Genomic DNA, 24,783 nt, shown 5'->3' with positions numbered 1-24,783 from the left:
GCTGCTCAGTCGTCGATGCCGATCATGACGTTCGACGCCTTGATGACGGCGTACACTTCTTTACCCACTTCAAGTCCGAGATCTTTGAGCGATCCCATCGAGATGGTCGAGGTGATCTGCTCCCCTCCGGGAAGCTCGATGATCACGATGGCGTTCACCGCACCCGGGTGAAGCGCGATGATGGTGCCCTTGAGCTGGTTTCGTGCCGATAACTTCATGTTTGATTCCCCTTTCAAACGCCTTGCTCCTTCCATTGTAGCGCTCGGTTGCAGTTTCTCAAGAAACTCGTCGATTGTTTATTCCCGACGCGTGCCGGCACACGTGAAATCGCTGGTTTTTAAACGTATCGGTCAAACTTTACTCAGATTTGACGTACGCCGAACAGGTATTTGATCGGCACGCGAGACTATGGTTGCACTGCATTGGTTGCATTACGTTTAACAAAATTCAAACGCTTCGACGGTTTGATCGGTTTGAAAGGAAAGAAATGAAGAAGAAGGTTATCGGTGTTCTGATGTGCGCCCTGCTCGCTGTCGGTGTACTGGGCTTTGCAGGCTGCGCGAGCGGCAACGGCGGCTCGGGAAGCGGCACCGGCGCAGGAAGCGATGCTTCGTCCGGCGCAACGTCGCCTTCGGGTCAGATTTCGGTCTACTCCCGCGAAGACGGATCGGGTACCCGCGGTGCGTTCATCGAGCTGTTCGGTATCGAGGAGAAGGATGCGAGCGGCGAGAAGGTGGATATGACCACCATGTCGGCCTCCATCACCAACTCCACTTCGGTCATGATGACTTCGGTGTCGGGTGACGAGAACGGCATCGGCTACATTTCACTCGGGTCGATGAACGACACGGTGAAGGCTCTCAAGATCGACGGTGCCGAGGCGACTGCCGAAAACGTGAAGAGCGGCGACTATAAGATCGCCCGGCCCTTCAACATCGCCACCGGCGATAACGTTTCCGAGGTTACGCAGGACTTCATCGCTTACATCATGAGCGCCGACGGTCAGAAAGTCATCGAGGACAACGGCTACATCGCGGTCGACGACGCTGCCGCCGCCTACACCGCATCGAACAAGAGCGGCAAGATCGTTATCGCCGGCTCCTCTTCGATCTCGCCGGTTATGGAGAAACTCGCCGAGGCGTACAAGGGGCTCAATCCCGAGGTGACCATCGAGGTGCAGACGTCCGATTCGACGACCGGCATGAACATGGCATCCGAGGGTACCTGCGACATCGGCATGGCTTCGCGCGAACTCAAGGATTCCGAAACCTCCGGCGGCCTTGTGCCGACGGTTATCGCTCAGGACGGCATCGCGGTCATTGTGAACAAGAACGCTTCGATCGACGAGCTCTCGAGCGAACAGGTGAAGGCCATCTACACCGGTGAAGCCGTTACGTGGGAAGACGCCCTCGCCTAGCGCGAGGCACCTTCCGGCCTCAAGGTCAGCGGAGTATAAAGACATGGCAAACCTATCCATAAAAGAAGGCGTAGCGAAGGCGTTCTTCATGGTGGCCGCAGGGGTTTCGATCCTTGCGGTTGCCCTCATATGCGTCTTCCTCTTCGCAAACGGCGTGCCCGCCATCGCGCAGATCGGGCTGCCCGACTTCCTGTTCGGTACGACCTGGCGTCCCGGAAACGACGTCTACGGGATCCTTCCCATGATCGTTGGCAGCGTCTACGTGACGGCGGGCGCGATGATCGTCGGCGTTCCGACAGGCATCCTCTGCGCGATCTTCCTCTCCCGATTCGCGAGCGGTCGCGTCGCCCGGGTGCTCAAGCCGGGCGTCGAGCTCCTTGCGGGCATTCCCTCGGTTGTCTACGGTTTCTTCGGCCTCGTGATCATCGTACCGTTCATCCGCGCGACTGCGCCCGTCGGCAACGGGCTTTCGCTTCTCGCGGCTGCGATCATCCTGGGGATCATGATCCTTCCCACCATCATCACGGTTGCGCAAAGCTCGCTTGACGCCGTTCCCCGAAAATACTACGAGGGAGCGCTCGCTCTCGGCGCCGACCATGAGCGAGCGACGTTTCGCGTGCTCGTTCCCGCAGCCGCCTCGGGTATCGTCGCGGCGGTCGTGCTCGGCGTCGGCCGCGCGATCGGCGAGACGATGGCGGTCATCATGATCGCCGGAAACCAGCCGGTCATTCCCGAGAGCATATTTTCGGGCGTGCGCACCATGACGGCGAACATCGTGCTCGAGATGGGCTACGCCGCCGACCTCCACCGCGGTGCGCTCATTGCAACCGGCGTCGTGCTGTTCGTGTTCATCCTGCTCATCACTATGTTGCTCAACGTTATCAAGAGAAGAGGCGAGGTCAAATGACGCCGAAGATGGACCTTGCCTCCCAAACGGCCGCAGATGCGCCCGTCAATGCCTCGTCTGCGGCGCTCGGCGTGTCGGATCGCATTGATGCGATGTTCGCGGAGCGCAAGGTGGCCCATGCGCGCAATCGCGTAATCGTATCGCTTCTGCTGCGCCTGCTCGTGTACCTGGGCGCTCTCCTGACAGCGGGCGTACTCGCGTTCATCGTCGGCTACATCCTCGTGATGGGCGTACCCTACCTGACGCCGAGCCTGTTCGAGTGGGAATACACCTCCGAGAACGTCTCGCTCATGCCCGCGCTCGTAAACACGCTCATCATGGCGGGGCTCTCCCTTGCCATGGCGGTTCCGCTCGGCGTGGGATCGGCGATTTACCTGGTGGAGTATGCACCTCGCGGTAGCAGGTTCGTCGGCATCGTACGCACGACGACCGAGACGCTGCAGGGCATCCCCTCGATCATCTACGGCTTGTTCGGCATGCTGTTCTTCGTGACGGCGCTGCACTGGAACCTGTCGCTTCTCGCCGGTGCATGCACGCTTGCCATCATGATCCTTCCCGTGATCATGCGCACGAGCGAAGAAGCCCTGCTCGCCGTACCCGACGCGTATCGCGAGGGCGGCTTCGGGCTCGGCGCAGGGCGTTTGCGCACGGTGTTTCGCTGCGTGCTGCCCTCGGCGGTGCCGGGTATCCTCGGGGGCGTCATCCTCGGGCTCGGTCGCGTAGTGGGCGAAGTGGCGGCGCTTCTGTTCACGGCTGGTTCGATCGCCCAGATTCCCGGTTTCGCTACCGAAGGCCTGGCCGCGGTATTCGATTCCACGAGGACGCTCGCCGTCCACATGTACGTACTTGCAAGCGAGGGCCTGCATATCAATGAAACGTATGCGACTGCGGTGGTGCTGCTTGTTTTGGTGGTACTGCTCAACATGCTCGCGACGTTTGCGGCCCGCAAGATGAAAAAAGGAAACAGAGATGACTGAAGCTTTGGTTGAGAAGAAAGCATCCGCTCAGGAAGTGCGCGTCGATGGTGCGATCGCCTATCGGCCCCATGTTGAAGTCCGCCATGTGAACGTCGGCGACAGCCCCGTCGCCGACGCTCCGGCAAAGATGGGCGTGCACGGCCTCGATCTGTACTACAAGGATTTCCATGCCCTCAAGAACATCGAGCTCGATTTCCCGCAAAACCAGGTAACGGCGCTTATCGGGCCGTCCGGCTGCGGCAAATCGACGCTGCTCAAGAGCCTCAACCGCATGAACGACCTCGTGGAGGGGTGCCGCATCGAGGGCGAAATCACGCTCGACGGCAAAAACGCCTACCGCGACGTCGACATCAATTCGCTGCGCCGTCGCGTGGGAATGGTGTTCCAGCAGCCGAACCCCTTCCCGATGTCGGTGTACGACAACATCGCATTCGGCCCGCGCACTCATGGCATCAAGCGCCGCGAGGATCTCGACCAGATCGTGGAGCAATCGCTGCGCGATGCAGCCATCTGGGACGAACTCAAAGACCGCTTGAAGAAAAACGCCTTGGGACTTTCCGGCGGCCAGCAGCAACGCCTGTGCATCGCCCGCGCGCTGGCGGTGCGCCCCGAGGTGCTGCTCATGGACGAGGCGACAAGCGCGCTCGACCCCATCTCGACGGGTAAGATCGAACAGCTCGTCGGCGAGCTCAAAAGCAAGTACACCGTGATCATGGTTACGCACAATATGCTCCAGGCGCTGCGCGTGTCCGATAAAACGGCGTTTTTCCTTCTCGGTGAGATGGTAGAGGCGGGGTCGACCGACGATATCTTCACGAGTCCGCACGATAAGCGCACCGAGGATTACGTATCGGGCCGTTTCGGGTAGAATAGCACTCATGATCTACTACGTTGAAGACGACACCAATATACGCGATCTGACGATCTACGCGCTCAAGCAGGCCGGGTTCGAGGCGGTCGGGTTCTCGTGCGCCTCGGAGTTCTTCTCCGCATGCGCCGAGCGAGTGCCGCGCCTTGTGCTGCTCGACATCATGCTTCCCGAAACCGACGGCATCGAGATACTCAAAATGCTGCGCGAGGATCCTGCGATCAAGCACGTGCCCGTCATGATGCTCACGGCGAAAGGCACCGAGTACGATACCGTCTGCGGCCTCGACGCCGGTGCGGATGACTACCTGGCTAAACCTTTCGGCATGATGGAGCTCGTATCGCGCGTTAACGCGCTTTTGCGCCGTGCGGGCGAGCCGTCGAGCAACACCCAGGACGCGATTTCGTGCGGCAAACTCGAGCTGTCGGCGTCAGCCCACACCGTCGAGGCGGACGGGGTGCCCGTCGAGCTGACGCTCAAGGAGTTCGATCTTTTGCGCGCGCTTATGCAGAACAACGGCCAGGTGCTTTCGCGCAGCCAGCTGCTCGAAGACGTGTGGGGTATGACGTATGCGGGGGGCACCCGCACCGTCGACGTGCATGTGCAGACGCTGCGGCAGAAACTCGCGGCGGCATCGCCCGGTATCGAGTCCTGCATCCAAACGGTGCGCGGAGTCGGCTACTGCGTGAAAACGCCCTCGTAAGGCCGAAGCGATGAGCCCGACCCATTTCAGCGTCAAGAGCCTTTCAGGAAAGATATTCAACACCGTTCTCGTCTTCACGATCGCCGTCATCCTGGCGTTCTCGGCGATCATCACGGTGCTGTTCTATTTCAGCTACGAGCAGGAGGCCGAAGCCGCCCTGACCGAACAGGCTCAAGACGCCGCAGCCTATCTCAATGAAACGCCGAGCGACGAGAACGTCCCGTCGCTGTTGGCCCAATTCGCGGGGACGGTGCGCTACACGCTGATCGCTGCGGATGGGAGGGTTCTGTTCGACAGCGCATCCGCCGACGCCTCTGCGGCCGAGAACCATGGGAGCCGCCCCGAGGTGCGCGAAGCGCTTGATGACGGGCATGGCAGCGTGGTGCGCTACTCGGAAACCCTCAAAACCGACACCCTCTATTCCGCCGTCAAGCTCGATGACGGCAGCGTGATCCGCCTGGCTGAAACGCGGCACTCCCTGGTGGCTTTCGCCACCACGATGCTCGGCCCCCTCGCCGTCGCCCTCGCGGTGGTCGTACTGCTCGTCTTCGTTTTGTCGCGGCTGCTCACGCGCCGTATCATGAAGCCCATCGACGCGCTCAACTTCGCCGAGCCGCTCGAAAACGAAATCTACGAGGAGATGGATCCGCTCCTCGAGCGCATCGACGAGCAGCAGCGGATGCTCAAGCAGCAGACCCGCGAGATCGCCCGTGCCGAAACGATGCGCCGCGATTTCTCGTCGAACGTGAGCCATGAGATGAAAACACCGCTCCAGGTGATTTCAGGATACGCCGAGCTCATGAAGAACGGTCTGGTCGATCCGGCCGACAGCAGGAAGTTCTCCGGCCTCATCTACGAGGAGGCCCAGGCGATGCGATCGCTCATCAACGACGTGCTCATCCTCTCGAGGCTCGACGAGGCGGCGGTGGGGGATCGCGATCAGGCAATCGATCTGTACGCCATGGCCCAGTCGGTGGCGAACCGTCTTGTTCCGTTCTCTGATTCGGAAGGGGTGCGCGTGCTGGTCGAGGGCGAATCGACCTGCATTGCGGGAACCGATACGCTTGCCGAGGAGATGCTGTACAACCTCGTGGAGAACGGGATCCGCTACAACCACGAAGGCGGCAGCGTGAGAGTGATCGTCGGCAACGACGGCGCAGGCCCGGTCGTGCGCGTGACCGATACGGGCGTGGGCATTCCCGAGGAGATGCACGACAAGGTGTTCGAGCGCTTCTTCCGCGTGGACAAGAGCCGCTCGAAGGAGACGGGCGGCACGGGGCTCGGCCTTGCCATCGTCAAACACGCCGTCATGTACCACGGCGGATCGATCGAGGTCAAAAGTACGCTCGGCGAGGGGACGACGTTCATCCTGCGATTCCCTGCAATGGACGAAAGGGCGAATTAACGGATTCGTCTGCCGGTTTGCGGAAGAGGCCGCGGGCTCGGTTTCTGCACGAAGGCATGCGCGGGTCGGGCTTGAGGCGGACCCGCGCGTCAGATGCCGGATAAAAGAGAGGAGACGGGAACGCCGAGCGCCTCGGCAAGGGAGAGCAGCTTGCCGATGGTGGGGTTGGCGATGCCCTTTTCGACCTCGCAGAGGTAGCCCTCGTTCATGTTGGCCATGTCCGCAAGGCGATGCTGCGTCAAGTTCTGACGCTTCCGCTCGTTGGCGATGTTCTTCCCGATCGCTTCTATTTCCGCCTTGAATTCCATACCGCGAGGCTATGCGATGGCCGTTAAGGCTTCTTTGGATATAACCGAAGAATTCGGATATAATAGAATAAATCTTCAGGATACCCGGGCGCATGCGATGCGGGAGGGAGGCGGCGATGGCGGAAACCGACGTTCTGTTCACGCCCGATCTGGCGTCGGTGGTCGTCGATCTGCAGCGCCGCAGCGCCGCGTGCTTCGACAGGGAATGCGGGGTGTCGTATTTGCCCTGCTGTCTGCTCGCGTTGTTGGGCGCCAGCAAAGACCCGATGACGATCTCTGATTTCCCCCGGTCGATGGTAGCAAGCGAGAACACGGTGGTCGCGGCGGCGATCAAGCTCGAGCGCGCTGGGTTGATCGAAAAGGAGCATTGCGATAGCGATCGGCGTGTTGCCGTACTGCGGGGAATTCCTGAAGGAAACGCCCTGGCGAAACGCGCCTTCGAAAGCGCCTATCGGCATCTGCGCGCCACCGTGTGGCAATGGTGCTCCGACGACGACGCCGCCCGAATCGTGGGTGCGTTCCAGGAGGCGGCGGAAACGTTGGGGTTGACCGGGCGTAAGGAAAGACGCGCGGTTCATCGATGCCTGACCCCCTCCTTCTTCATGGCCGTTGCGGCGATCATCAGGCAGTGGGTGCAAGCATGCGCTGCGGCGGGGGTCGCGTTCACCGAGTACCGGTATCTCGCCCTGTTGCAAAGCTGCGGGCAGCCGCTTTCGTGCTCGGCTGCAGCCGATGCGCTGATGGTCGATCGGAGCACGGTTTCCGCTGTGGCAAAATCGCTGATCGATAAGGGGTTGGGGTTGTGTGGAAGGGGGTCTGACAGGCGACGGCGCATGATCTCGATCACCGAATCCGGCAAGGCGACTGCTGAATTCGCGACATCGATGCTCGAGGATCGGACTGCGGCTCTTTACGCGGGGGCAGACCCCTCTTCCACAGCCGCCATCAACGCCCTGCATGCACGCATGTACGCCGAACTGGCCGCATGGGTGCGCAGCGATCGCGAGCCGGGTATTAAAGCGATCGAGAACGCGCATGCTCCCGCCTGAGTCGCCCAATAATGTAAGAACTTAATTATACATGAAGGTTGACGAGGGGCACGGGACTCTTGCGCAGGCGGGAGCATGCGCGTCGCGCCGCAGGGAAAGCGAAAGGCGCCCGATTAACGGACGCCTTCGATAGCCCCACCCCTGGTCTAGGATGAACCCACCTCAAAAGGTGGGTGCTCGCAGCCGGCTTCCTGGCTTTCGCATCAACGGATACGAATCTCCATTCCACCTGCTATCTTGAGCTCCCAAAAAGTTAGCATCGGTCCATCGCAATGTGTGACCGAGGAGCAGAGCGTACCCTGAGTATATGAGTCCTTTCCGAGGAATGAAAGTCTTGACATTCAACCGTTATCTTGCATTGCGGTTCTTATGGGCATCGTCCAACGATGCGAACAAAAGTTTGTGCTTCCCGGTTACTCACGGTACAATGATCGAATGGATAATCTGTTCACCGAAATCGAAAACGACGCTAGGCGGTCGGTCGCCCCGCTTGCCGTGCGCATGCGTCCGCGCTCGCTCGACGAGCTCGTGGGACAAGAGCAGGCGGTCGGACCGGGCAGCTGGCTGCGAACGGCGATCGAGCAGGATACTTTGAGTTCGGTCATTCTGTTCGGGCCGGCGGGAACGGGTAAGACCTCGCTCGCGCACGTGATCGCCGAAACGACGAAGGCGACTTTCGTGGAGGTATCGGCGGTCGGCGGCACGGTGTCCGATCTGCGGCGTGAAATCGATGCGGCCGAAAAGCGCCTCACGATGAGCAACTTGCGAACCATCCTGTTCGTCGACGAGATACATCGGTTCAACCGCAACCAGCAAGATGCATTGCTCCACGCGGTCGAAGACCGTATACTCGTGCTCGTGGGCGCCACCACCGAAAACCCCTTCTTCGAGGTCAACTCGGCGCTTATTTCCCGTTCGCGCGTTGTGGAGCTTCAGGGGCTTTCCGACGACGACATCCGTGAACTGCTTTCCCGGGCCGTCGCCGACGAGCGGGGCTTGGCGGCGCAGTACCGGCTCGACAAGACGGCCGAAGATGCCATCGTGCTGCTTGCGGGCGGCGACGGGAGAACGGCCCTTACCACCCTCGAGCTTGCGGCGGGCATGGTGGGGGCGGGCACGGGGAAGAAGCCCGCGGTGATCGAGGAGGAGGCCGTCCGTGCTACGACGCCCCATCGGTCGCTTCCCTACGACAAGAACAAGGATATGCACTACGACATCATATCCGCGTTCATCAAATCGATGCGCGGCAGCGATCCCGATGCTGCACTGTACTGGCTCGCCCGCATGATCGACGGGGGAGAGGATCCGAAGTTCATAGCGCGGCGCATCTTCATCCTCGCTGCGGAAGATATCGGCAACGCCGATCCGCAAGCGCTGCTCATCGCTGAAGCCGCATTCAAATCGGCCGAGGTGATCGGCTATCCCGAATGCCAGCTTATCTTGGCCCAGGCGGCAACCTACATGGCTCTTGCGCCCAAATCGAACGCGGCATGCGGCATCTTCGATGCGCTTTCCGAGGTGCGCAACGGGCCGCTGCGCAGTGTACCCGACTACCTGCGCGACCGGCATCGACCCGGCTCCGACGAATACGGCGAGTACAAGTACCCGCATAACTACCCGGGCGGTTGGGTCGACCAGCAGTATCTGCCCGACGGGCTCGAGCGGGGTTCGTTCTACAAACCGGGGGAGCGCGGTTGGGAGGCCTATCGCGTCGACGCGACGGCAAGAGATCGCAAGCCCCGCGCGTAACCTCGTGCGGCGTTGATGCGGACGCGCTGCGCCGTTGAATCTTCCATGCGTCCTTCACGCAGGTAACGTGACAGAAACGCACTATGAACGCACCGTGGAAAGCCTTCGCGCGGATATAGAATCTGATACCAACGTGGTATAGTTATGGACTCGAAAAGCGAGGAGGAGTTCAATGGATTTCGCTGAAATAGTACAAATCGCGCTTCCGGTCGTATACGTCTTGGTGGGTGCCGCCCTCGTGTGGCTTGTCGTCGAACTCGTTATGACGATCAGGAAAACACGTAAAACCGTCGATGACGTGCAGCGCCAGATCGAGCCCACGCTCGCCAACGTCGAAGAGATAACCGAATCGCTTAAACCCGTCGTGGCCAAGGTCGATCCGCTCGTCGAGCGCGTTTCGCTCACGGTCGACGCTGCGAATCTCGAGATCATGCGCGTCGATCAGATCCTTGAGGATGTCAACGATATCACCGGTTCGCTTTCTTCCGCCGTCGAGGCGGTCGACACCGCAGCCAACGCGCCGCTCGAGCTGGTAAACAGCGTTTCGAGCAAGGTGCGCAGCGTGTTCAAGACCCGCAAGGCTTCGAGCGAATCGGTAACGCTTGGACAGGATAGGAAGACCGCAGCTTCCGAGCAGAGGCGCGGAGCGCATGAAGACCGTTCCGTCGTCGAAGCGGCTCAGGATACCGTCAAGGCTGCCGGTGCCGTTGCTCAGGATGCCGCAAAGGTCGCTAGCGCCGTCGCGGGCGATGTGGCCCAGGCCGTGAGCGATGGGGCAGACGAAGCGCATGCGCGCACGCAGGAACGCAAGGCCGAGCGCGAATCCGCCGCAGCCGAGCGCCAGGAGGCGTCTGCGAGGGCGAATGCGGCCGCATCCCAGATGGCCGATGCGGTTCATGCCGTGGTCGAAGCCGATGCGGCCGCTACGAAGGAGAAGTACTTCACCTACGGCGGCGACGCATCGCCCGCCTCTGAAGCCAAAACCGAAGCGAAATAGCGCCCATGGACAAGGCCGGCGTTGCGCCCGTAGACGAGGCGCAAGAGAAAGAGATCGAACGGGAACGCAGCCAGAAAACGCGCAAGCGGTTCTATCAGGTATGGACGGTGGTCGGCGCCATTCTGCTTACGGCGGTGTTCGCCTACGCGATGAACGTCCTGTCGGTTCCCGTCGGCATCGTCGTGTGGACCTGCATCATCGTGTTCTGCCTGCGTACCCCGGTGAACCGGCTCGAGAAACTCGGCCTCAACCGCGCTGCGGGCACCACCATCGCCTACGTGCTCATGTTCGCGGTGCTCATCGGCATGGGAGCGCTCATGTTCTCGCCGGTGTTCGGCGTGGGCGATCAGTTCATGAACCTCGTGCAATCGATCCCCACTTACGTGCAGCAGATAACCGATTGGTACAACAGCGTCTATCCGCAGTACGAGCATCTGTTCCAGAATGATTTCGTGAGCAGCTGGATCGACGACCTTTCGAAATCGGTCGGTGCATGGGCGAGCGAAACCGCCAAGGTGAGCGCCGAGGGCATCGTTTTGGTCGGGGGAACGATCGCGAACAGTTTCATGGTCGTCGGCTTCTCGATGGTCGTGGCGTTCTGGATCCTCATGGAGCTGCCCGCTCTCGGGCGGGAATGCCGTCGCCTCATCGGCGAGAAGCGCAAGGAAGACGCGATGATGCTTCACGTCACCTTCACCCGCGTGATGGGCGGCTACATCAAAGCAACCCTGGTGCAGTGCTTCCTCATCGGATTGGCCTGCGGCATCGCTTTCGCCATCATCGGCGTGCCCAACTACGCCGCGCTCGGCGGCATCACGGGCCTGCTCAACATCATCCCCGTCGTCGGCCCCTGGCTCGGCGGCGCCCTTGCGGCCATCGCCTGCGTGTTCGTGAGCCCGCTGGTTGCGCTCGTGGCCGTTGTGGTGACCATCGCCATCCAGCAGTTCGTCTACACGTTCGTGTCGCCGAAGCTCATGTCGAATTCGGTCGACGTGCATCCCGCCCTCGTCATCATCGCCCTGCTTGCCGGTTCGGCTATCGGCAGCGCCATGAGCGGATTTATGGGAGGCCTTGTGGGAATGCTCGCATCGATTCCCGCTGTGGCTGTTGCCAAGTCGGTTTTCGTGTACTATTTCGAAAAGCGAACCGGACGGCGTATCGTGTCGGAGGACGGGGTGTTCTTCAAGGGAACGCCGACCGGCACCGAAGGCATGCTCGTCGATCCGCTCGCCGATATGGCTCCTTCGATGCGCGACGGGGGGAACGGCAAACGGAAGAGCCGTCGCCGTTCGCACGGGGAAAAGGGGTCGGCAGATGCCGTCGGCTCGGCGGACGACGTCAAACGGGAACCGGGAAGCGAAGACGGGTCGTCTTCGGCGAAGCCATCCGAGGGCTCTGCCGAAACCGATGCGTCTGCAATGAACGATAACGACTGATATCGAGAAAGAGTACGAACGACAATGGAATACCTAAGCACTGCTGACATCCGCGAAAAATACCTGCGTTTTTTCGAGGCCAAGGGCTGCAAGCGCATGCCCTCGTCCTCGCTCATACCCGACGATCCGTCGCTGTTGCTGACGAGTGCAGGCATGGTGCAGTTCAAGCCGTACTTCCTTCAGCAGAAGCATCTCGAGGCCCCCTACGTCGGAACGACTACGGCGCAGAAGTGCGTGCGTACCAACGACATCGATATCATCGGCACGACGGGCCGTCACCTGAGCTTCTTCGAAATGCTCGGCAATTTCAGCTTCGGCGATTACTTCAAAGAGGAGATGTGCGCTTGGGCGCTCGAGTTCTCGACCGAGGTGCTGGGGCTCCCGGTCGAGCGCCTCTATTTCACCGTGTACGTGGACGACGACGAGACCATTGAGATCTGGAAATCGCTCGGCATTCCCGAGGAGCGCATCTCGCGCCTCGGCGAAGAGGACAACTTCTGGCGCGCCGGCCCCACCGGCCCCTGCGGTCCCTGCTCCGAACTCTACTACGATCAGGGCCCCGAGTTCGGCTGCGGCAGCCCCGACTGCGCGCCAGGGTGCGATTGCGATCGGTACCTCGAGTACTGGAACCTCGTGTTTACCCAGTTCGACGGGCAGGAAGACGGTACGCTCGTTCCGCTTCCCAAGAAGAACATCGATACCGGCATGGGGCTTGAGCGCATCGCGGCCATCATGCAGGGGGTTCAGTCGAACTACGAGATCGACCTCATGCGCGACCTTCTGGCGGTGGGCGAGCGGTTGACGGGCAAAACTTACGGCGACGATCCGGCGGACGATCTGAGCTTGCGCATCATCGCTGACCACAGCCGCTCGGTTACGTTCATGATTTCCGACGGCATCCTGCCCGCGAACGAGGGCCGCGGCTACGTGCTCAGGCGACTTTTGCGCCGCGCGGTTATGAAGGGGCATCTGCTCGGCATCGAAGGTGCGTTCTTGAACGAGTACATCGACAAGGTCGTCGAGCTCATGGGCGACGTCTATCCCGAGATCGTCGAGAACCGCGAGCTGACGCGCCGCGTCGTCCTTTCGGAGGAGGAGCGCTTCGGCTCGACGCTTCGCCAGGGTCAGGCCTACCTCGATGAAGCGCTGGCCGAGCTTTCCGGAACCGAGCTTTCCGGCGAGACGGCGTTTACGCTGCACGATACGTACGGATTCCCGATCGAAGTGACCGAGGAGATCACCGGCGCCCGCGGCATCTCGGTCGATCTCGAGGGATTCGAGCGCTCTATGGCCGAGCAGAAGGCCCGTGCCCGCGCCAACGCGAAAGACGCCGATAAGGCGTGGTCGACGTACGGCGGCGTGATGAGCGAAATCCTTGAAGAGGTCGGCCCGACCGAGTTTCTCGGTTACATGAAAGACTCCGCCGAAGTGACCGTGCTCGCGCTCGCCCAGAACGGCGAGCGCGTGAGCGAGCTTGCCGCAGGCGAGACGGGCGAGATCATCTGCGATAAGACGCCGTTTTACGCCGAAAAGGGCGGCCAGGTCGGCGACCAGGGCACGATGGACGCGCCGGACGTGCTTGTGCTCGTCAGCGATACCCATGAGCCCGAGAAGGGGCTCATCGCCCATTCGGTCACCATCGAAGAAGGTGCCGTGCATGCGGGAGACGTGTTGCATGCGGCTATCGACGTGCCGCGCCGCGAGCGCATCCGCCGCAACCATACGGCAACGCATATCCTGCATTGGGCGCTGCGCCAAGTGCTCGGCGAGCATGTGAAGCAGGCGGGCAGCTACGTTGCGCCGAACCGTCTTCGCTTCGACTTCACGCATTTCGAGGGCATGAGCGCCGAACAGATCGCCGAAGTCGAGCGGCTCTCCAACGAGAAGATCATGGAGAACCACGCCGTACGCGCTTACGAGACGTCGATTACCTCGGCTCGCGAAGCCGGCGTCATCGCGCTGTTCGGCGAGAAGTACGGCGAGTTCGTGCGCGTGCTCGATATCGAGGGAGTCTCTCAAGAGCTCTGCGGCGGCACCCACGTGTCGGCGACGAGCGAAATCGGGTTCGTGAAGATCACGAGCGAATCGAGCGTCGGCGCAAACCTGCGCCGCATCGAGGCGATTACGAGCTTCGATGCCCTGGCGTACATGAACAAGGTCGAGGCGGAGCTCGAAGAGGCTGCTGCCGCGCTCAGGGTCCCGCTGTTCGATGTGAGCGAACGCACGGCGGCCAACATCAAGACGATGAAGGAGCTTGCCGATAAGCGCAAGCACAACAAGCAGGCGGCAGCCGATGGCGAGGTGCTCTCGATGCTCGAAAACGTGCTCGACGCCGGCTATCCGCTCATCGTTGCCAACATGGGCTCCATCGATGCAGGCGGCCTGCGAAACGCGTGGGACATCGTACGGGCTCGCATGGACGCTCCCGGTGCGGTTGTGCTTGCGGGCGACAACGACGGTACGCCGATCCTCCTTGCGGCCGGCACGCCCGAAGCGGTCGACGCCGGGTTCGACGCCGGAGCCGTCATCAAAGCCATCTCGCCTTCCATCAAAGGCGGCGGTGGCGGCAAGGCGGCCATGGCGCAGGCGGGCGGCAAGGATGCTTCGGGCCTCGAGGCGGCGCTTGAAGCGGCGCGCGCCATGCTCGTCAAGGCGTAAGCCGGATCGGGACAAAGCGATGAGAGTCATGGCGCTCGATATCGGGCAGGTGCGTGTCGGCGTGGCCATAAGCGATCCCGACGAGCAGGTTGCAACGCCGATCGCGGTGCTTCCCGCAAGCGAGGTCGTCGCCAACGCTACGCCGTTTCGCCGCCTGCTCGAGGATTGGGATCCCGAGCTGTTCGTGTGCGGGCTGCCCTACACGATGGGTCGGCAGGAGGGTCCGCAGGCTAAGGGCATCAAGCAGACGGCCGAAAAGATCACCGATGCAACGGGCATCCCGCACGTGTTCGTCGACGAGCGATTGAGCTCGAAAGAAGCCAAACGGAGTTTGCGTGAAAAGGGATTGAGCGAACGGGAAATGCGCGGAAAAGTGGATATGATAGCTGCGAGCTTATTCCTCCAAGCATGGCTTGACGCTCGCCGTGCTTAAGGCGCGCCGCTTCCGGTGTTGGCCCAATAGAAAGGTTTCCGATGACCCCTCGTAAACAGGTCACGTACTCGAACCGACCGAACCATGCCGCCCGTGCGGCCCATCGGGCGGGAGAACGTCAGTTCAAGACCTACGACACGAGCCATATTCGCCCGAAGAAGAGCAAGGCACCCATCGTGTTCGCCATCATTCTCGCCGTTATCGTGATCGGCGGCTTGGGATGGGGCGGCTACACGCTGTTTACCAGCTGCTCCGCCAACGCTCCGACAGCGGTTGAGACGCTTGCCGAGGGAGAGAGCGTGACCGTGATCATTCCCGAGGGATCCGGTGCGAAAGCCATTTCCGAGCTGCTGCTCGACAACCGCGTGATCGGCGATTCGACCGAGTTCGTGAACCGCGTGACCGAAACCGGACAGGAATCGGCGCTCAAGCCCGGCACCTACACGTTTGCCGGCCCGGTAACGCTCGACGGCGTCATCGACACGCTCGTGGCGGGTCCGAGCGCCGAATCGTTCACCGTGCCCGAGGGCTTTACGGTGTCCCAGACCGCCGAGCGCGTGGCCGAGGCGTATCCGGGGACGATCACGGCCGAGGAGTTCCTTGCCTGCGTAAATGACGCATCGGCGTATGCGGTCGATTATCCGTTCGTCGACGGCGCGTACAACAATTCGCTCGAGGGATTCCTGTTCCCCAAAACCTACCCGCTCGTCGACGGCGCGACGGCCGATTCGGTTGTGCGTCAGATGCTCGACCAGTACAAAGCAGAAATCGCGGGTATCGACTTCTGCTATGCCGAGCAGCATAATCTGAGCCAGTACCAGGTGCTCGTCATCGCCTCGCTCATCGAGCGCGAAGCTTCGCTTGACGACGAGCGTCCGCTCGTTTCCTCGGTCATCTACAACAGGCTCGCGGCCGACATGCTGCTCCAGATCGATGCGACGATCGCTTACGCAGCCGGTACGACCGAGATCACGCAGGAGGATCTCGACACCGACGGGCCGTTCAATACGTACCTGAACCGAGGTCTGCCGCCCGGGCCGATCTGCTCGCCCGGACTCGCATCGCTTACGGCTGCCGCTGCGCCTGCCGACACGACGTATCTGTACTACGTGGTAACGGGCAGCGGCGATGGGTCGCACAACTTCAGCGAGACCTACGAAGAGCATCAGAACAACGTCGCGCAGTCGTAAGCGCACCGTTGTCCAGTCGAGGCGCTCATGTCTTTCGTCGAGCCTGAAAGGTACTTTTCGCGGATATCGATGATCGATATCCAAAAGGACATCGTGGATGCGGGTTTTTCGCACGTGCTGCTCGACATCGACAACACGATCCTCACGCGCGATACGCACGAGGTTCCCCGCGATGTGTCGTTTTGGCTCTCTAAGGCCAGGGGCGCAGGTCTGACGTTCTGCCTCGTGTCGAACAACTGGCATGAGAGCGTCTACGAGTTGGCGGGGCGGCTCGATCTGCCCATCGTTGCCAAAGCGGTCAAACCGTTGCCGCCGGCGTTCCTCTTGGCGCTCAAGAAGATCGGCGCGAAGCGCAAGGATACGGTGGTTATCGGCGATCAGCTTGTAACCGACGTACTCGGCGCCCATTTCCTCGGCATGACGGCCTACATGCTGCAACCGCTCGTCGAGCAGGATCTCAAGCATACGCTGCTGCTTCGCAACGTGGAGCGGGCGTTCATGGGCGATCGGGAGCCCGAAGGCGCATCGTGCGAAATATCCGAGACGACCCAAACTAAAACGGCTAACTGAAAAGGCGAAGCAAGGCGGGAAAGGACCGATATGCGCGAGAAGCTCTACCTCTTGGGACATCCGATCGGGCATTCGAAATCTCCGATCATGTACAACGCGCTGTACGAGAAGCTCGGTCTTTCATGGGAGTACGCGCCGATGGACTGCGCGACGGCCGATGAGGCGCGCGCGTTTCTCGATGCCCGCGATTTCATGAGCATCAACATCACCACGCCGTACAAGCCCCTTGCCTACGATGCCGCAACGGTGCGAGCCGCCACGGCGAAGCTGGCACGCGGCGCGAACGTGCTCGTCAAGCGGGGAGATGCGCTCATCGCCTACAACGTTGACGGCGAAGGCTGCATCGATTATCTCGAACGCACGGGGTTTTGCTTCGCAGGCGCTCAGGCGGTGGTGTGCGGTACCGGTCCGACGGCGCTTTCGATCCTGCACGCTTGCGCGATCGCGGGGGCGAAGCGGGTGGTGCTCGTGGGCCGCGATAAAGACCGCACCCGGGAAGTCCTCGAATCGTACGTCGAAGAGTACGGCACGCTTGCCTATGCGGCGATCAATCCCCCCGCTGCGCGCAACGGGCGCCTGGGTTTTCGACAGGCTTACGATCAGGTGGATTTCGCCTACGGCAGCTACGCCTCGTCTACGCAGGCTTTCTCGGCGGCCGATCTCGTGATCAACGCGACGCCGCTCGGTATGCAGCCGGGCGATCCTTCGCCGTTCGACACCGCGGTGCTCCACGAGGGGCAAACCGTGTTCGATGCGGTGTACGGCCATGGGGTCACGGCCCTTGTGGCGAAAGCGACGGCGGCCGGGTGCGCGGTGTTTGACGGGCGGGGTATGCTCGTGGCCCAAGCGGTGGCAACGGCGGTCATGCTCTTGGAGATCGCGGGGGCAGACGTGGGCTTCTCGCGTGAAGAGATGTTCGACATCATGGCCGAGGCGGCTGGATTCGACCTGTAGCGGTATAATCGTCAACAAAAGAAGCATCGGTCTGCACTCGGTGAGCCGTGCGATCGGGATTGCATGAAATACCAGGAGAAGCTATGCACTACATAACAGCGGGAGAGAGTCACGGTCCGGCTCTGACGGCCATAGTCGACGGCGTGCCTGCGGGATTGAATATTTCGCTTCGCCAGATCGACAGCGATCTTGCCCGCCGCCAATCGGGTTACGGGCGCGGCGGCCGGCAGGCGATCGAGAAGGATCATGCCGAGATTCTTTCCGGCGTGCGGTTCGGGCGAACGAACGGGGCGCCCATAGCGCTGCAGATCAGAAACAAGGATTGGGAGAACTGGACCGGGCGCATGGCCCCGTTCGGGGATGTGCCAGAAGATCTGGTGCGCGAGGTGACACCGCGTCCGGGACACGCCGATCTGGTGGGTGCACTCAAAACCAATACCGACGATTGCCGCAACATTCTCGAGCGGGCAAGCGCCCGAGAAACGGCGGCGCGCGTCGCCGCGGCCGGCATCGCCCGCGAGCTGCTTGCCGATCTGGGCGTGGAGATATTCTCGTACGTGACGCGCATCGGCTCGGCGGAGTTCGCCGAAGAGGATCCCCTGACCGCCGCGCCCGACTACAAGCCGCTCGACATCGAGATGAGCGATGTGCGCTGCCCCGACGACGATGCGACCGAGGCGATGAAAGCCGCCATCGATGCAGCCCGTGAGGCGGGGGAGAGCTTGGGCGGTACGTTTCGCGTCGTGGTTTTGGGCCTCTTGCCCGGCATCGGCGGATACGCGACTCCGACCGAGCGGCTGACCTCGCGCATCGGCGCCGCGCTGTTCTCCNATGTGGTGCTCGCTCAAGACGAGCTGCTCGACAGCTTGGGCCTTCCCGCGCTTTCGTGGTCGGCAGAGCCCGAAAGCGTGCTCGACGCCATGAAGGGCGATAAGAAGGTACGCGGCCGCCGCCTCCGCTTCGTGCTTCCCCGCGAAGTGGGCTTGTGGGAGGTGGTCGAGATCGATGACGAAACGGTGCTCGAACATCTGGGGGCCTGGGCGCGGTCGAAGGAGGCGTAAGGCATGGCGATGAGAAAAGTGCTGCTGCTCAACGGGCCGAACCTCAATATGCTCGGCGTGCGCGAGCCCGCGGTGTACGGGCGCGATACGCTCGAATCGATCGAGGCCGAAGTTGTTGCCTACGGCGCCGGGCGCGGCGTGGAGGTGGACTGCTTCCAATCCAACCACGAGGGTGCGCTCATCGACAAGATCCACGAGGCGCATACCTGCTACGACGGCATCGTCTACAATCCCGGGGCGCATACGCACTACTCGTATGCCCTGCGCGACGCGATCGGCTCGATCGACACTCCGGTCGTCGAGGTGCACCTTTCCGATATCGAAGCGCGCGAGGAGTTCAGGCGCATCTCGGTGATTGCGCCGGTATGTATCGCACAGATCAAAGGCAAGGGCAAGCTCGGATACAAGGAGGCGATCGATGTCCTGCTCGAACACGAGGATCGATAGGCTTCGCGCCTGCACGGCCGATCTTGGGGCCGATGCGTTCTACGTTCGCGACCAATCGAATCTGAGGTGGCTGACCGCGTTTTTCGGCGTGTTCGACGACGAGGACGCCCATGCCATGCTCGTCGCGCCCGAGAGGGCGGTACTGCACACCGATTCGCGCTACGACGAGGCTTTCGGGCGTGCCGCCGAAGGTACCGAGATCGAAATCGACGGTACGCGGCAAACGCATGCGGCGTTCGCCCGCCGCGTGTTTGCGGGCGGCGGAAGCGGAGTGATCGAAAACGATGCGTCGCTTGCGATCGAGACCTCGATTGCCCTTTCCGAATATCGGGCGCTTGGAAAGGCATTTGCCGAAGACCGGGTGCGCCTGATTGAAACGAGCGGCGTGATCGTTGGTTTGCGCGAGGTCAAGGATGCCGATGAAGTGGCTCGCATGAAAGCCGCGCAGGCTATCACCGATGCGGCGTTCGCGCATATCGCGGCGTTCGCGAAGCCGGGCATGACCGAGCGCGAAGTGCAGATCGAACTCGAAGATTTCATGCTGCGTCACGGCGCGGAGGGCCTTGCGTTCTCGTCGATCGTGGCAACAGGCGCCAACGGTGCATCGCCCCATGCGATTCCCGGCGAAACGAGGCTCGAGGCGGGGCAGTGCGTCGTGCTCGACTTCGGCGCGCGGGCGCACGGGTACTGCTCGGATATGACGCGTATGCTGTTTCTCGGCGAACCCGATGAGCGCATTCGGAGCGCCTACGAGACGATCCGTGCGGCGAACGAGCGGGTCGAGGCTTCTTTGCGGCCGGGCGTGACCGGAGCCGAAATGCATCAGCTCGCCGAAGACGTGCTCGCCCAAGGCGGGTTCGGCAAGAAGATGGGCCACGGGCTCGGTCACGGTGTGGGCATCGACATCCACGAGGATCCGGTCTTAGCACCCCGAAACAACAAGCCGCTCGTTTCGGGCAACGTGGTCACGGTGGAGCCCGGCATCTACCTTGCGGGCGATTTCGGCATGCGTTTGGAGGATTTCGGCGTGATCACGCATGACGGATTCGAGGTTTTCACGCAATCCACCCATGAGATGGTTATAATATAGCGGCTTTAGGTTATGAATGGGATGCAGGGCATATGATCCTCGTGTCCTGATCTGAAAGGATTTGATAGATGGCAATTTCAACCGCCGATTTCAAGAACGGCATCTGCATCGAGTACAACGGAAAGCTCTGCACGATCGTCGAATTCCAGCATGTGAAGCCTGGCAAGGGCGGCGCGTTCGTCCGCACGAAGCTGCGCGACATCAAGACTGGCCGCGTGGTGGAGTACACGTTCAACGCCGGCACGAAATTCGAGCTCGTGCGCCTCGACAACAAGAAGATGCAGTACCTGTACAACGACGGGTCCGATTATTACTTCATGGACAACGATACGTTCGAGCAGATCTCGATTCCCGAGGACGTCATCGGCGAGAACGCCCAGTGGCTCAAGGAGAACGACGAGGCGTCGATCCTCTATGCAGGCGACGAGCTCATCAGCATCGAGCCCCAGATGTTCGTGGAGCTCGAGGTTACGGCAACCGAACCCGGCTTCAAGGGCGATACCGCCACGAACACCACCAAGCCCGCTACGCTTGAAACGGGTGCTACGATCCAGGTTCCCACGTTCGTCGAAATCGGCGATGTGCTGCAGATCGATACGCGCGACGGCCGCTTCATCAAGCGCGTGTAGAAGTGGCACTGAAATCATTGGTTTCGAAACGGGGCGGTCTTCGGATCGCCCCGCTGCTGTTCGACGGAGCCTGCTCTGCGAGCGGCTACGGGTTCCGACGGTTGGCTGCTTGCCCGAGAGCGGCCGCCGCCTGCGCCTTCCACCCCTCGAATATGTTACTTGTCCACGAAATCAGGCCACGCCTCGTGGTTTTGGCCTGCGTTCTTATATAATGCTCTAATGCCTGAATGGCGCGATGCCGTATGGTTCGGGAAAACCACCGCATAATGAGGCTTTATGGGTGCCGTTCGGGTCCGTTCTTTGACTATTACTAAGAGGGAGGTGTGAGTTCATGCCAAGACTTCAGATTATGGATACCACCATCCGTGACGGCCAGCAGAGCCTGTGGGCTACCCGTATGCAGATCGGCGATATGCTTCCGATCCTGCCGAAGATGGACCGCGTCGGATATTGGGCCATCGAGGCGTGGGGCGGCGCGACATTCGATACGTGCCTGCGCTTTTTGGACGAGAACCCGTGGGAGCGTTTGCGTTCGATCAAGGCCAAGACGCCGAATACGCCGCTCTCCATGCTTTCCCGCGGCCAGAACTTGGTAGGATACAAACATTATTCGCGCGAGATATGCAATCGGTTCATCAAGGCCGCCCATCGCAACGGCGTCGAGGTGTTCCGCGTATTCGACGCTTTGAACGACATCCGCAACGTCGTCGACAACGCCGAGGCCATCAAGGAAAGCGGTGCCCATTTCGAGGGTGCGATCTCGTACACGATGTCGCCCGTCCACACGCTCGACAGTTTTCTCGAGTACGGCCAGGCCATGAAGGATCTCGGTGCCGATTCCATCGCCATCAAGGACATGGCGGGCATGCTCACCCCGTATCGTACCGAGCGTATGGTCAAGGCGTTCAACGCCGAAATCGGCTTGCCGGTGCATATCCACTGCCATTATGTCGGCGGTATGGCTCCTGCGAACATCATCAAGGCCGCCGAAGCCGGTGCCGCCATTGCCGATACGGCCCATGCGCCGCTCGCGTTCGGCAACAGCCATCCGGCCGTCGAGATGATCGTGGCCGCCCTGCAGGAAAGTCGCTACGATACCGGGCTCGACCTCGACCTCCTGTTCGAGATCGCCGAGTACTGGGAAGAGGTGCGCAAGCGCGGCCATTACAAGCGCGGCGTTTCCTCACTCATCCACATGCAGGTGTATTCCCATCAGGTTCCGGGCGGCATGATGTCGAACCTGGTCTCGCAGCTTGAGATCCAGAACGCCGGCAACCGCCTGCCCGAGGTTATGAAGGAGATCCCGAAGGTGCGTGCCGAGGTGGGCTATCCGCCGCTCGTGACGCCGCTTTCGCAAATCGTCGGCACGCAAGCCGTGTTCAACGTTCTCACCGGCAAACGCTGGAGCGTCGTATCCAAGGAGATGAAGGATTACATCTGCGGATACTACGGCAAGGCGCCGGGTCCCATGGATAAGGAGATCGTTAAGAAGGTCGTCGGCGATTCCGAAATGCTGCCGCCCGATGTGGCGCCCGGATCCTTGGTGACCACCACCTACGACGAGGTTGCCGAAGAGATCGGCGATCTCGCCAAGACAGAGGAAGACGTGCTCATGTACGCGCTGTTCCCGAACGAGGCGCGTACCTACCTGAGCAAGCACCGTACATCCGAAAAAGTCGATTTCCTGCTGGAGCAGGAGTCGAGCGGTACCAAGGAGGACGATTACGTGGATATCAATCAGATTCGCGAGCTGGTTCGCGTTGCCGAGGAAAGCGGCGTCGGCGAGATCGTCGTCGAAGAAGAGGGCACGCGTATCGCGGTCCGTATGCCAGGTGCCGCTTCGGCCGAGTTCGCTGCTCCTGCGGCAGCGGCACCCGTCGCCGCAGTGGCGCCCGCCGAGACGGATGCCGGTCAGGCGTCTGCCGCGGCCGCCGATGCGACCGATCGGCCCGCATCGTGGAAACCGGTTATCGCTCCCATGGTCGGTACGTTCTACGCTTCCCCCTCGCCGGGCGAGCCTCCGTTCGTCGAAGTCGGCGATGAGGTTGCCGCCAACCAGACGCTCTGCATCGTCGAGGCCATGAAGCTCATGAACGAGATCGGCGCCGAAGAGATGGGCACGGTTCGCGAGGTGTGCCTCGAGGATGCGACTCCCGTCGAGTTCGGAACCGTCATGTTCTACGTCGAGCCGCTGGGAACCCCCGCACCTGCGCCGGAGACTGCCTAATGTTTAGCAAGATATTGATCGCTAACCGCGGCGAAGTGGCGCTGCGGGTTATGCGTGCGTGCAAGGAGCTCGGTGTAAAAACCGTTGCCGTCTATTCCACCGAGGATGCCGATACCTATCCGGTGCAGTATGCCGACGAGGCCGTCTGCATCGGCCCGGCTCCCGCAAACCAGAGCTATCTCGTGATGTCGAGCATCATTGCCGCGGCAAAGAACTCGGGTGCCGAAGCCATTCATCCCGGGTACGGGTTTTTGGCCGAGAACGCCGCGTTCGCCCGCGCATGCGCCGAAAACGGCCTCGTGTTCATCGGACCCGCACCTGAGTGCATCGAGCGCATGGGCGATAAGAGCGAAGCGCGCGAAACCATGAAGATGTGCGGCGTGCCTACGGTGCCCGGCTCTGACGGCTGCATCGATACCGTCGAGGAGGCGCAGGACTTCGCGCGTCGCGTCGGCTACCCCGTGCTTATCAAGGCGACGGCTGGCGGCGGCGGCAAGGGCATGCGCGAGGTGCATCATCCGAACGATCTCGAGGCGCAGTACAAGGCCGCCCGCAACGAAGCGGGCGCGGCGTTCGGAAACGACGGCGTCTATCTTGAAAAGCTCGTACTCCGTCCGCGCCATGTCGAGATCCAGGTGCTCGCTGACGACTTCGGCAACCGCGTCGCATTGTGCGAGCGCGATTGCTCCATCCAGCGCCGCCATCAAAAGCTGCTCGAAGAGGCTCCGAGCCCGGCGCTTACCGACGAGATCCGCCGTTCCATGGGCGTTGCGGCCCTGAAGGCGGTCCGCGCGGTCAACTATCGAAACGCCGGCACCATCGAGTTCCTGCTCGATCAGGACGGACGCTTCTACTTCATGGAGATGAACACGCGCGTGCAGGTCGAGCATCCGGTCACCGAGCAGATCACCGGCACCGACATCATCAAGGAGCAGCTGCGCATCGCTGCGGGCGAACCGATGAGCTGCGCCGATCGTGCGCCGTTCACGCCGATGGGCCACGCGATCGAGTTCCGCATCAACGCGGAAGATCCCGATTACGATTTCCGCCCGTGCCCCGGTACCATCACGGTATTCGATATGCCTTCGGGCCCTGGTGTTCGTGTGGAGAGTTACGTTCGTGCCGGTACGAAGATTTCTCCGTATTATGATTCGTTGGTAGCTAAGCTCGTGGTGTACGGGCAGGATCGCGAAGAGGCGATCGCGCGCGGCAAGCGGGCTCTTGACGAGTTTGTAATCGAGGGAATCAAGACGACCATTCCCTTCCACAAGAAGGTGCTGGAGAACGCAGCGTTCGTGGGGGGCGATTTCTCGACTGATTTCCTGGAAACGCAGATGGGAGATGCTAGCAATGGCTGATCTGAACGTTGACGGCATGGCGCTTGCGCCCGGTGTCGTGGAAACCATAATCTCGATTGCGGCCAAAGAAGTGCAGGGCGTTGCGTCGGTTGGACCTTCCGGTGTGGGCGGCCTTCGTTCCGTGTTCGCATCGAAGCCTTCGACGCAGGGCATCGAAGTGGACGTCGATGACAACGATGCGCTTCACGTGTCGGTGCGTATCGATGTGTATTACGGCCATGTTCTGCCCGAGGTCGCCGACGCGGTCCGCACGGCGATCTCCGATGCCGTTGCAAGCCAGATTGGCATTCCGGTCGGTAGCGTCGATGTGTACATCGACGGCATCCAGTTTGCCGAATAAGCAAAATATA

General features: G+C 61.3%; 24 protein-coding genes. 22 read left to right on the top strand and 2 right to left on the bottom strand.

Annotation, left to right across the window (positions count from 1 at the left end; translation table 11 throughout):
- Positions 1-5 precede the first annotated feature (5 nt).
- The gene (locus tag C1722_RS13380) at positions 6-218 is read right to left on the bottom strand and encodes a TOBE domain-containing protein (RefSeq protein ID WP_102379875.1); all 213 of its coding nucleotides are present in this window, start codon (positions 216-218) and stop codon (positions 6-8) included.
- A gap of 269 nt (positions 219-487) precedes the next feature.
- On the opposite strand from C1722_RS13380, the gene C1722_RS13375 reads away from it, so the two are divergent.
- From C1722_RS13375 to C1722_RS13350, 6 genes are read left to right on the top strand one after another with little or no spacing between them, the layout of a single operon-like run.
- Positions 488-1,417, top strand: a complete 930-nt coding sequence (locus tag C1722_RS13375) for a substrate-binding domain-containing protein (RefSeq protein ID WP_102379874.1) — start codon at positions 488-490, stop codon at positions 1,415-1,417.
- Positions 1,418-1,460: 43 nt separating this feature from the next.
- Entirely contained in the window at positions 1,461-2,324 is an 864-nt protein-coding gene (pstC, locus tag C1722_RS13370) for a phosphate ABC transporter permease subunit PstC (protein ID WP_102379873.1), read from the top strand.
- On the top strand, positions 2,321-3,301 hold the full coding sequence (gene pstA / locus C1722_RS13365) for a phosphate ABC transporter permease PstA (RefSeq protein WP_102379872.1): 981 nt from the start codon (positions 2,321-2,323) through the stop codon (positions 3,299-3,301). Before pstC ends, pstA begins: the two co-directional genes overlap by 4 nt.
- Positions 3,294-4,169: a phosphate ABC transporter ATP-binding protein PstB gene (pstB, locus tag C1722_RS13360; protein WP_102379871.1), complete on the top strand. Its 876-nt coding sequence runs from the start codon at positions 3,294-3,296 to the stop codon at positions 4,167-4,169. Before pstA ends, pstB begins: the two co-directional genes overlap by 8 nt.
- Before the next feature lie 10 nt (positions 4,170-4,179).
- Positions 4,180-4,872 carry a response regulator transcription factor gene (locus C1722_RS13355; protein ID WP_102379870.1) on the top strand — a complete coding sequence of 231 codons (693 nt, stop codon included), beginning with the start codon at positions 4,180-4,182 and terminating at the stop codon, positions 4,870-4,872.
- A 10-nt stretch (positions 4,873-4,882) separates the two neighbouring features.
- Positions 4,883-6,277 (top strand): sensor histidine kinase, encoded by a 1,395-nt coding sequence (locus tag C1722_RS13350; RefSeq protein ID WP_102379869.1) that lies wholly within the window; start codon positions 4,883-4,885, stop codon positions 6,275-6,277.
- Between the two features lie 89 nt (positions 6,278-6,366).
- Here C1722_RS13350 and C1722_RS13345 read toward each other — a convergent pair whose 3' ends face one another.
- Positions 6,367-6,585, bottom strand: coding sequence for a helix-turn-helix domain-containing protein (locus C1722_RS13345; RefSeq protein WP_102379868.1), 219 nt, complete (start codon positions 6,583-6,585; stop codon positions 6,367-6,369).
- A 116-nt stretch (positions 6,586-6,701) separates the two neighbouring features.
- Here C1722_RS13345 and C1722_RS13340 point away from each other — a divergent pair, with 116 nt between their 5' ends.
- The 16 genes from C1722_RS13340 to C1722_RS13265 all read left to right on the top strand — a co-directional run bounded on the left by C1722_RS13340 (position 6,702) and on the right by C1722_RS13265 (position 24,773).
- On the top strand, positions 6,702-7,634 hold the full coding sequence (locus C1722_RS13340; protein ID WP_102379867.1) for a hypothetical protein: 933 nt from the start codon (positions 6,702-6,704) through the stop codon (positions 7,632-7,634).
- Between the two features lie 435 nt (positions 7,635-8,069).
- A complete protein-coding gene (locus C1722_RS13335; RefSeq protein ID WP_102379866.1) occupies positions 8,070-9,383 on the top strand; it encodes a replication-associated recombination protein A in 1,314 nt (437 codons plus the stop codon).
- 172 nt (positions 9,384-9,555) lie between these two features.
- On the top strand, positions 9,556-10,380 hold the full coding sequence (locus tag C1722_RS13330) for a DUF948 domain-containing protein (protein ID WP_102379865.1): 825 nt from the start codon (positions 9,556-9,558) through the stop codon (positions 10,378-10,380).
- Positions 10,381-10,385: 5 nt separating this feature from the next.
- Positions 10,386-11,816: an AI-2E family transporter gene (locus tag C1722_RS13325; protein WP_102379864.1), complete on the top strand. Its 1,431-nt coding sequence runs from the start codon at positions 10,386-10,388 to the stop codon at positions 11,814-11,816.
- A gap of 24 nt (positions 11,817-11,840) precedes the next feature.
- Complete coding sequence (gene alaS / locus C1722_RS13320) at positions 11,841-14,474, top strand: alanine--tRNA ligase (protein ID WP_102379863.1); 2,634 nt, start codon at positions 11,841-11,843, stop codon at positions 14,472-14,474.
- 19 nt (positions 14,475-14,493) lie between these two features.
- Positions 14,494-14,907 carry a Holliday junction resolvase RuvX gene (gene ruvX, locus C1722_RS13315; protein WP_102379862.1) on the top strand — a complete coding sequence of 138 codons (414 nt, stop codon included), beginning with the start codon at positions 14,494-14,496 and terminating at the stop codon, positions 14,905-14,907.
- Between the two features lie 41 nt (positions 14,908-14,948).
- Positions 14,949-16,097 carry an endolytic transglycosylase MltG gene (gene mltG, locus C1722_RS13310; protein WP_102379861.1) on the top strand — a complete coding sequence of 383 codons (1,149 nt, stop codon included), beginning with the start codon at positions 14,949-14,951 and terminating at the stop codon, positions 16,095-16,097.
- 27 nt (positions 16,098-16,124) lie between these two features.
- Positions 16,125-16,667, top strand: coding sequence for a YqeG family HAD IIIA-type phosphatase (locus C1722_RS13305; RefSeq protein ID WP_102379860.1), 543 nt, complete (start codon positions 16,125-16,127; stop codon positions 16,665-16,667).
- A 30-nt stretch (positions 16,668-16,697) separates the two neighbouring features.
- On the top strand, positions 16,698-17,621 hold the full coding sequence (locus C1722_RS13300) for a shikimate dehydrogenase family protein (RefSeq protein ID WP_102379859.1): 924 nt from the start codon (positions 16,698-16,700) through the stop codon (positions 17,619-17,621).
- Positions 17,622-17,704: 83 nt separating this feature from the next.
- Positions 17,705-18,682 (top strand): chorismate synthase, encoded by a 978-nt coding sequence (gene aroC / locus C1722_RS13295; RefSeq protein WP_102379858.1) that lies wholly within the window; start codon positions 17,705-17,707, stop codon positions 18,680-18,682.
- Between the two features lie 3 nt (positions 18,683-18,685).
- A complete protein-coding gene (gene aroQ / locus C1722_RS13290) occupies positions 18,686-19,129 on the top strand; it encodes a type II 3-dehydroquinate dehydratase (RefSeq protein ID WP_244386652.1) in 444 nt (147 codons plus the stop codon).
- The gene (locus C1722_RS13285; protein WP_102379857.1) at positions 19,101-20,219 is read left to right on the top strand and encodes a M24 family metallopeptidase; all 1,119 of its coding nucleotides are present in this window, start codon (positions 19,101-19,103) and stop codon (positions 20,217-20,219) included. Before aroQ ends, C1722_RS13285 begins: the two co-directional genes overlap by 29 nt.
- Positions 20,220-20,287: 68 nt before the next feature.
- The gene (gene efp / locus C1722_RS13280) at positions 20,288-20,848 is read left to right on the top strand and encodes an elongation factor P (RefSeq protein ID WP_102379856.1); all 561 of its coding nucleotides are present in this window, start codon (positions 20,288-20,290) and stop codon (positions 20,846-20,848) included.
- A gap of 331 nt (positions 20,849-21,179) precedes the next feature.
- Positions 21,180-23,075 carry an acetyl-CoA carboxylase biotin carboxyl carrier protein gene (gene accB, locus C1722_RS13275; protein WP_102379855.1) on the top strand — a complete coding sequence of 632 codons (1,896 nt, stop codon included), beginning with the start codon at positions 21,180-21,182 and terminating at the stop codon, positions 23,073-23,075.
- Complete coding sequence (gene accC, locus C1722_RS13270; RefSeq protein ID WP_102379854.1) at positions 23,075-24,433, top strand: acetyl-CoA carboxylase biotin carboxylase subunit; 1,359 nt, start codon at positions 23,075-23,077, stop codon at positions 24,431-24,433. Before accB ends, accC begins: the two co-directional genes overlap by 1 nt.
- Entirely contained in the window at positions 24,426-24,773 is a 348-nt protein-coding gene (locus tag C1722_RS13265) for an Asp23/Gls24 family envelope stress response protein (RefSeq protein ID WP_102379853.1), read from the top strand. Before accC ends, C1722_RS13265 begins: the two co-directional genes overlap by 8 nt.
- The last annotated feature ends 10 nt before the right edge of the window (positions 24,774-24,783 follow it).

The organism is Raoultibacter timonensis (assembly GCF_900240215.1).
Lineage (GTDB): Bacteria > Actinomycetota > Coriobacteriia > Coriobacteriales > Eggerthellaceae > Raoultibacter > Raoultibacter timonensis.
This window is presented reverse-complemented; position numbering and strand designations above follow the sequence as displayed.